Source organism: Mesorhizobium waitakense, assembly GCF_056431085.1.
The window spans coordinates 120,093-127,276 of record NZ_JBWKME010000069.1; the positions used below are offsets into that span (position 1 = coordinate 120,093).

Sequence of the window (7,184 nt, forward strand, 5' to 3'; positions counted from 1 at the left end):
ATGCCCTTGCAACGCTCGAACACAGCGGACAAGTTCATTGTGGACCGCAGGAAACCTCATCGCAACAGCGATGTCGCGCGCGCGGTGCGCAAGACGCGCGACCGTCTTTCGCAGCAGGCCGGCAATCCCGACTTTGATCGCGAACTCCTGAAGCTCCACGCCCGCGCGATGACAAGCGGCGCCATCGCCATCCCGCTGCTCGTTCTGGCGATCGCGGCAGCCGGCCGGTTTACCGGCGTCGGCAATGAGATCGGCCTTTGGGCCCTGTTCACGCTCGCCTGCTACATCATCGTCACCTTCCTGGCGCGGCGCATTGAGCGTACTGAAGCTTCCGAGCTCAACCCATTGCAAACACAAAGAGAATTACTGATCGGCCACTTCCTTTGCGGGCTCGGCTGGGGGTGGTTCGTCTGGCTTGGCTGCAGCACCTGCCTGCCCGACCAGTTCCAGGTTGTCAAAGCGGTGGTGCTGCTGGTCGCCATGGCGGCCACCGCTGTCATGACCTCCTCCCTGGGCGGCGCCTTGCTGGCGACCTTTGCCGTTCCGGTGGCGCTCTACGCCTATGCCGGCGTCAAGCTGTGGATGCCGGTCGGGGCGATCATGGCGGGGCTGCTGGTCGTGTCGTTGCCCTTCTTCGCCTATGTCGCCCGTCACCTCAACCGCGCGTCCCTGATGCTGTTGTCGTTCCGCTCCGAAAAGGATGCGCTGGTCGCCGAACTGGAGACGGCGAAATCGATGTCCGACGAGGCGCGGCGGCGGGCGGAAGACGCCAATCTGGCGAAGTCGCGGTTTCTCGCTTCGATGAGCCACGAACTGCGCACGCCGCTCAATGCCATTCTTGGCTTTTCCGAGGTGATGTCGAACGAGGTGCTCGGACCGATGAGCAACCCGACCTATCGCGACTACGCCCATGACGTGCACGAGTCCGGCCAGCACCTGCTCGACCTGATCAACGAAATCCTCGACCTGTCGCGCATCGAGGCCGGCCGCTACCAGCTCAACGAGGAGCCGGTGATGCTGCTCAACATCGTCGAGGATTGCTGTCACATGATGGAATTGAGGGCGCGCAACAAGGATATCCGCGTCATCCAGGATTTCGAGCATGAGTTGCTGCGCCTGTTCGCCGACGAACGGGCGGTGCGCCAGATCACGCTCAACCTACTCTCGAATGCCATCAAGTTCACCGCCAGCGGCGGCGAAATCCGCGTTCGCGTCGGCTGGACAGCGGGTGGCGGACAGTACATTTCAGTCAAGGACAATGGTCCCGGCATCCCCGAGGACGAAATCCCGGTGGTGCTCTCGGCCTTCGGTCAGGGCTCGATTGCCATCAAGAGCGCCGAGCAAGGCACCGGGCTCGGCCTGCCGATCGTGCAAGGCCTGCTCGCCATGCATGGCGGCGAGTTCGAACTTCATTCCAAGCTGCGCGAAGGCACCGAAGCGATCGCCATCTTCCCGCTGAGCCGGGTGATGGAAGAACTGCCGGCGCTGCCGACCGCGGCGGTGGCGGCGCGGCGGCGATAGCAGACTTCGCTCGTGTGTCTGGCGTCTAACCCCGAACGGCCGCCGCCATGCCTGAACTGGTCAGCGCCGCTGCCTTGACCAGGCCTGCGGCAAGAGCGGCCCCTGCTCCCTTACCATGGCCGATGCCCAGGTCGAGCAACGGGCGAAGACCGAGGCGTTCGGCGGCCCGAGCATGCGCGGGCTCCGGCGACACGCTGGCAAGAAGGCAGTGGTCGAGTGCCGTGGGGTTGGCGGCATGCAGCACTGCTGCAGCCGCCGTTGCCGCAAATCCGTCGAGCAGAACCGGTATCTTCTGCATCCGCGCGGCGAGGATGGCGCCGGCGATCGCCGCGAACTCCCGGCCACCGACCCGGCGCAGCGCCTCCAACGGGTCACCGAGATGGCCGCCGTGAAAGGCAAGTGCCGCATCGACCACTTCAGCCTTGCGTACCTGCATCGCCGCACCGGCGCCGGATCCCGGGCCGACCCAGTCGGCGCCCTTGCCTCCGAACAGCGCCGCAAACAGGGCTGCAGCAACAGTGGAGTTGCCGACGCCGAGATCGCCGAGGCAAAGCAGGTCGGTGCCTCCCGCGATCGCTTCCATGCCAAAGGCCATGGTGGCGGCGCAACCGCGCTCGTCCAATGCTGCATCCTCGGTGAAGTCGGCGGTCGGGATGTGCAGGGCGAGATCGAAAACCTTCAGCCCGAGATCATTGGCAATGCAGATCTGGTTGATGGCAGCACCTCCGGCGGCACAAAGCTCGACCGCGTTGGCCGTCGCCGCCACCGGCCGTGGCGAAATGCCATGCCGGGTGGCGCCATGGTTGCCGGCAAAGACCGCCATCAACGGCCTTGTCACGGCGGGCGGAGCCCGCCCGCTCCAGGCCGCGAGCCAGGCGGCAATGTCCTCGATGCGACCAAGCGAATTGACGGGCTTGTCGGCCTTGGCAAACAGCGTTCGAACACGGACCTCGGCTGTCGTGTCGGCCGCCGGCAAATTGGCCAGCAGGTTGCGAAAATCATCGAAAGGCAGCGCGCTGGTCATGTCGTCGGCATTCATTCCCTGGAGTTGGTGAGCGGCATAGCCGCCTTGCGCGGTTGGCACAACCTCCTGGATCATGCTCACGCATTTGCCGCAAAGGTCGCCGCGAAAGGCGTAATTGCGAGGGCTTGCATTGGCTTTGCGGTTGCACCATGTGGAGGTGCAACAAGGGATTCCTAATGGAACCCTCAAGAGAAAGACATGACGGTCATCGAATCCCCGTGCATCCTCGTCTGTTCGATCGACATGAAAACCGGCTTCTGTTTCGGTTGCGGACGCACGCGCGAGGAAATCGGCGCCTGGATCGGCATGACGCCCGAAACGCGTCGCTCCGTCATGGCTGAATTGCCTGCCCGTCTGGAAACGGTCGAGCGTCGGCCGCGACGGGAAACGCGCCGCGCTCGCATGACGCGCGAACGCGACGCGCTTTCGTGAGGCGACCACACAGATGAACCGCCTGTTCTGGATACTGATTGCCGCAATCGGGGTGGGAGCAGTCCTGCTCATGCTCAACGATTCCGCCGGCAGCACGCTCGGGGTCGAGAATTACGATTTTGGTCGGCTGATCTGGCTTGGCGCCTTTGGCGCGCTGGTCGGCGCCGGCCTGCTTCGCTCAGGCAGGCCCCTGGGCGCCATGGCCCGCAACCTCGGCGCCTGGGCGGCCATCGCGCTCGCGCTGATCGCCGGCTACCAGTATCGATACGAACTGCAGGACGTTGCCAGCCGCGTCACCGCAGGCCTTGTTCCCGGCAGCCCGCTGGCTCTGGGCGTCGAGGACGGCCACGCCACGGTGACACTCGACAAGGCGGACAACGGCCATTTCGAAGCCCGCATCCTGGTCAACGGCAATCCAGTGCGGGCCGTGGTCGATACCGGCGCGACCAGCACCGTGTTGACGTCCGAGGACGCCCAGGCATCCGGATTCAATCCAGCGGCGCTCAACTACACCATACCGGTCTCAACCGCCAACGGCATGGCGCGCGCCGCGGCCGTCAAGACCGATCAATTGGCGATCGGCGGCATCGTGCGCAAGGACATGCCGGTGATGATCGCGGCACCCGGTATGCTCAGCCAGAGCCTGCTTGGCATGAACTTCATCGGCTCGCTGTCGGGCTTCGATGTGCGCGGCGACCGCATGATCCTCAGGGATTGACCCCGACCCGAACGCGTCAGGCCGCTTCGGCCGCCGCTCCACCGAACTCGACGGCTGCGAAGGCCGTTTTCAGCACGTCCGGTCCGGCACCGGGCCGGGTCGCATCGGTGGACAGGATCTGGCGGTAGCGGCGCGCGCCGGGCAAGCCATGGAACAGTCCGACCATATGGCGGGTGACATGGCCAAGCCGCCCGCCCTGTTCGATATGGTGGGCCGCGTACTCTGCCATGGCATCGATCAGCGCGGCGAAATCGAACGCGTCGGACTTGACGCCGTAGAAGGCGGCGTCGACGCCGGCCAGGATGCCAGGCGTGTGGTAGGCGGCGCGGCCAAGCATGGCGCCGTCGACATGGTCGAGATGCGCCCGCGCCTCCTCGATCGACTGAATGCCGCCGTTGATGCCAATGAATTCGTTTCGTTTTCTGGCCTTCAGCAGATAGACGCGGCCATAGTCCAGCGGCGGGATGTCGCGGTTTTCCTTGGGGCTCAGCCCTTCCAGCCACGCCTTGCGCGCATGCACCCACAGCGCGTCGGCGCCGGCTCCGAAAACACCGTCCGCCAATGTATCGAGCGCCGGCTCGGGGTCCTGCTCGTCGACGCCGATGCGGCATTTGACGGTGACGGGAATCGCCACCGCCGCTTTCATCGCGGCGACGCAGTCGGCGACGAGGCCAGGCACTTTCATCAGGCAGGCGCCGAAAGCGCCCGACTGGACCCGGTCGGACGGGCAGCCGACATTGAGGTTGATCTCGTCATAGCCAAAGCCTTCGCCGATGCGCGCCGCCTCGGCGAGTTTTCCGGGATCTGAGCCACCGACCTGCAAGGCGACGGGATGCTCCGCCGCATCGAAGCCAAGCAGCCGCTCGCGCGCGCCATGGATAACCGCGTCGGCCACCACCATCTCGGTGTAAAGCAGCGCACGGCTGGTCAGCTGGCGATGGAAGAACCGACAATGTCGATCCGTCCAATCCATCATAGGTGCAATGGCTATTCTAAATTCCTGATTTTTCAGCATTTTTCCTTTAACATCAAATCGCTAGACCTTGCCAAGTGCACACGAAATTATCGAATTTTCCCATTCAATCATAGGCAGTCGGCACCGCCTTCCGTCGAGGGGGGCCACCAATACAGGAGGATTTCAGCTCCAGGTAATCATCGATGCCATATTTAGAACCTCCCCGGCCGGATCCTGACTGCTTGATGCCTCCGCGACAGCTATTTAGTGCATCGCAGCGTGTTTACCAGCGCAGTTAGTGCAGCAGGCTGATGCTGGCGACTGGGGTAGTACATGAAGAAGCCGGGAATGGGAGGCGTCCAGTTCTCAAGCACTCGAATGAGGCGGTGCTCAGCAACATGCCCCGCAACCTGCTCTTCATAAGCGAGCCCAAGGCCGGCTCCGGTGAGCGCCGCCTGAATCACCAGGTTGGTATCGTCGATTACGAGCGGGCCGTTCACACCGATTGTGATCGCCTTGCGTCCCTGCTCGAACTGCCACCGATACGGACCGTTCGGAAGACGCAGGTTTAGACATCGATGATCATTTAGATCCTTGGGCTTCCGAGGAATGCTTCGTGACGCAAAATAGCCGGGCGATCCCACTACCGCCAAACGCAACTCCTGCGAGACGCGCACCGCGATCATGTCCTTTTGAATATACTCGCCGAGTTGAATACCGGCATCGAACTCGCCCGCGACGATGTCTACGGGACCAGTGACAGTGACAACGTCAAGAACGACGTCAGGGTAAGCCTCGGCGAATGCTGTGAGCCTCGGCAATAATACCATCGTCGCAGCCGACCGTGACATTACAATTCTAAGGCGTCCCGCAGGTCGGTGGCGAACGCTTTGGGCTTTGTGCAGCGCACGAGTAATTTGCTCAAGCGCCGGAGACAGCTCCTTCAAAAGAGCTGCGCCCGCTGCGGTTGGCGCTACACTCTTGGTCGTCCGAGCAAGAAGCTGGAGCTCGAGACGCTGCTCAAGTCGCCGGATCGTGTGGCTCAGGGCGGACTGGGAGACGCCCAGCTTCGCGGCAGCATGTGTAAAGCTCCGCTCGCTGGCGACGACTGCAAACGCAGCGAGTTCATTCAGCTCATTTCCCATGATTTATGACTCTCACTCATGACTCCATCCTGTGCAACATATCTAGTCTCATAAGTGCCCTTGTCCTAGGTTTGACCGACAGAAAGTCGACTCGTCACCGGCTTGCCTGGTGCTCGTCGCGTGATTGCCACGTGTACGGAATGGTTGGACGTAACAACGAGGTGACCCATGGATACCGATGTTCGCGCTTTGCGCACCCTGGCACAGACCTATTTTGACGCCGCCTATGAGATGGATGCTGAGAAATTTGCATCCATATTTCATCCCTCGAGTTCCGTGACGAAGGTCGCCGACGACGGCGACGTGGGCGTAACGCCGGTTGCGATGTGGCTTGCAGTCGTCCGCAACACGAAAGCTCCAAAACAACCGGGCGTGAAGCGTGACGACGAGATCCTATCAATTGACGTCGAAAGAGACCTCGCGCTTTTGAAGGTAAGATTGCGGGTACCGCCACGCCACTTCACGGACCTCTTGTCATGCTTGAAGGTCAACGGAACCTGGAAGATCGTTCAGAAGGTGGTGACTTCGAAAACGTAACGGCTTCAGTCCCGCAATAGAAAATTGGATCACCCCGCTTGGCAGGTTACCCGTGAAATTGCTGTCTCAAAGCCCCAACACCATGGCCTGTGCTTCGGGATCATCGAAGGCTTGGTCGCTCTCCGACGGATATGTCGACCTGCCGGCCCAATTGCTCAGACAACCGAACGACAAAATATATACGCAAACAGTATCGCCTCAGCGGGAAGAGGCGCTCGTTCGACTTTCGGTCAACTGCTTCCTATTCGATCGCTCCGGCATCGACCGCATCTTGATAGATTGTGGGGCGGGGGGAAGTTGGGAGCCGTCCATGGGCCAGCTCAAGAAGGCCATGTTCGAGGCAGGCATCGACACATCATCTATCACGATGGTCGCCCTCACCCATGCCCATGGCGACCACATCAACGGCCTTCTTGCGCCTGACGGGCGGCGAGCATTCAGAAACTTGAGCAAGATCGTGATTGGGGAGGACGCCGTTGAGGATTTCCTCGCCGAGCCAGGACTAGCGGATTTTCGGCCACTCCTGGCCCCAATCAATGGAGGAGATCGGCTGGACGAACATTTGCTGGCGGTGGCGATACCCGGGCATGCTCCGGGCCATATGGGCTATCTCCTCAGCACTGGCGAGGACGATATTTTATTCTGCGGCGACCTGATCCACGTTCCTGCTGCACAGTTTGCCCGTCCCGAGCTTACTTGGGCCTATGACGCTGACGAGTCCATGGCGAGGGCTAGCCGGATCAAGCTGCTCCAAGACGCAGCGGGCGCACAAATTTGGCTGGCTGGCGCTCACCTAGGTGTGAGCTTTCAGGAGGTTGTCCATTCGGACCGGACCGGGGAGACTGGAGTTAC

At 61.9% G+C, this 7,184-nt stretch carries 8 protein-coding genes; 5 read left to right on the forward strand and 3 right to left on the reverse strand.

Going from position 1 to position 7,184, the window contains the following annotated elements:
• The gene (locus AC07FD_RS16580) at window positions 1-1,521 is read left to right on the forward strand and encodes a sensor histidine kinase (protein ID WP_095091521.1); all 1,521 of its coding nucleotides are present in this window, start codon (window positions 1-3) and stop codon (window positions 1,519-1,521) included.
• Window positions 1,522-1,546: 25 nt separating this feature from the next.
• Here AC07FD_RS16580 and AC07FD_RS16585 read toward each other — a convergent pair whose 3' ends face one another.
• Window positions 1,547-2,545 carry a nicotinate-nucleotide--dimethylbenzimidazole phosphoribosyltransferase gene (locus AC07FD_RS16585; protein ID WP_478350721.1) on the reverse strand — a complete coding sequence of 333 codons (999 nt, stop codon included), beginning with the start codon at window positions 2,543-2,545 and terminating at the stop codon, window positions 1,547-1,549.
• A gap of 198 nt (window positions 2,546-2,743) precedes the next feature.
• Between AC07FD_RS16585 and AC07FD_RS16590 the strand changes: the two genes are divergently transcribed.
• Together AC07FD_RS16590 and AC07FD_RS16595 are read left to right on the forward strand one after the other, a co-directional pair.
• Window positions 2,744-2,977, forward strand: a complete 234-nt coding sequence (locus AC07FD_RS16590; RefSeq protein WP_095091520.1) for a DUF1289 domain-containing protein — start codon at window positions 2,744-2,746, stop codon at window positions 2,975-2,977.
• Between the two features lie 13 nt (window positions 2,978-2,990).
• Entirely contained in the window at window positions 2,991-3,695 is a 705-nt protein-coding gene (locus AC07FD_RS16595; protein ID WP_477304100.1) for a TIGR02281 family clan AA aspartic protease, read from the forward strand.
• Window positions 3,696-3,711: 16 nt separating this feature from the next.
• Here AC07FD_RS16595 and dusA read toward each other — a convergent pair whose 3' ends face one another.
• Both dusA and AC07FD_RS16605 read right to left on the reverse strand, forming a co-directional pair.
• The gene (dusA, locus tag AC07FD_RS16600) at window positions 3,712-4,710 is read right to left on the reverse strand and encodes a tRNA dihydrouridine(20/20a) synthase DusA (RefSeq protein WP_478350715.1); all 999 of its coding nucleotides are present in this window, start codon (window positions 4,708-4,710) and stop codon (window positions 3,712-3,714) included.
• Between the two features lie 200 nt (window positions 4,711-4,910).
• Entirely contained in the window at window positions 4,911-5,795 is an 885-nt protein-coding gene (locus AC07FD_RS16605) for a LysR substrate-binding domain-containing protein (RefSeq protein ID WP_478350716.1), read from the reverse strand.
• A gap of 168 nt (window positions 5,796-5,963) precedes the next feature.
• Between AC07FD_RS16605 and AC07FD_RS16610 the strand changes: the two genes are divergently transcribed.
• Together AC07FD_RS16610 and AC07FD_RS16615 are read left to right on the forward strand one after the other, a co-directional pair.
• On the forward strand, window positions 5,964-6,332 hold the full coding sequence (locus AC07FD_RS16610; RefSeq protein WP_478350717.1) for a nuclear transport factor 2 family protein: 369 nt from the start codon (window positions 5,964-5,966) through the stop codon (window positions 6,330-6,332).
• 52 nt (window positions 6,333-6,384) lie between these two features.
• Window positions 6,385-7,184 (forward strand): MBL fold metallo-hydrolase (locus AC07FD_RS16615; protein WP_478350718.1); only part of this gene is annotated, 800 nt, incomplete at its 3' end.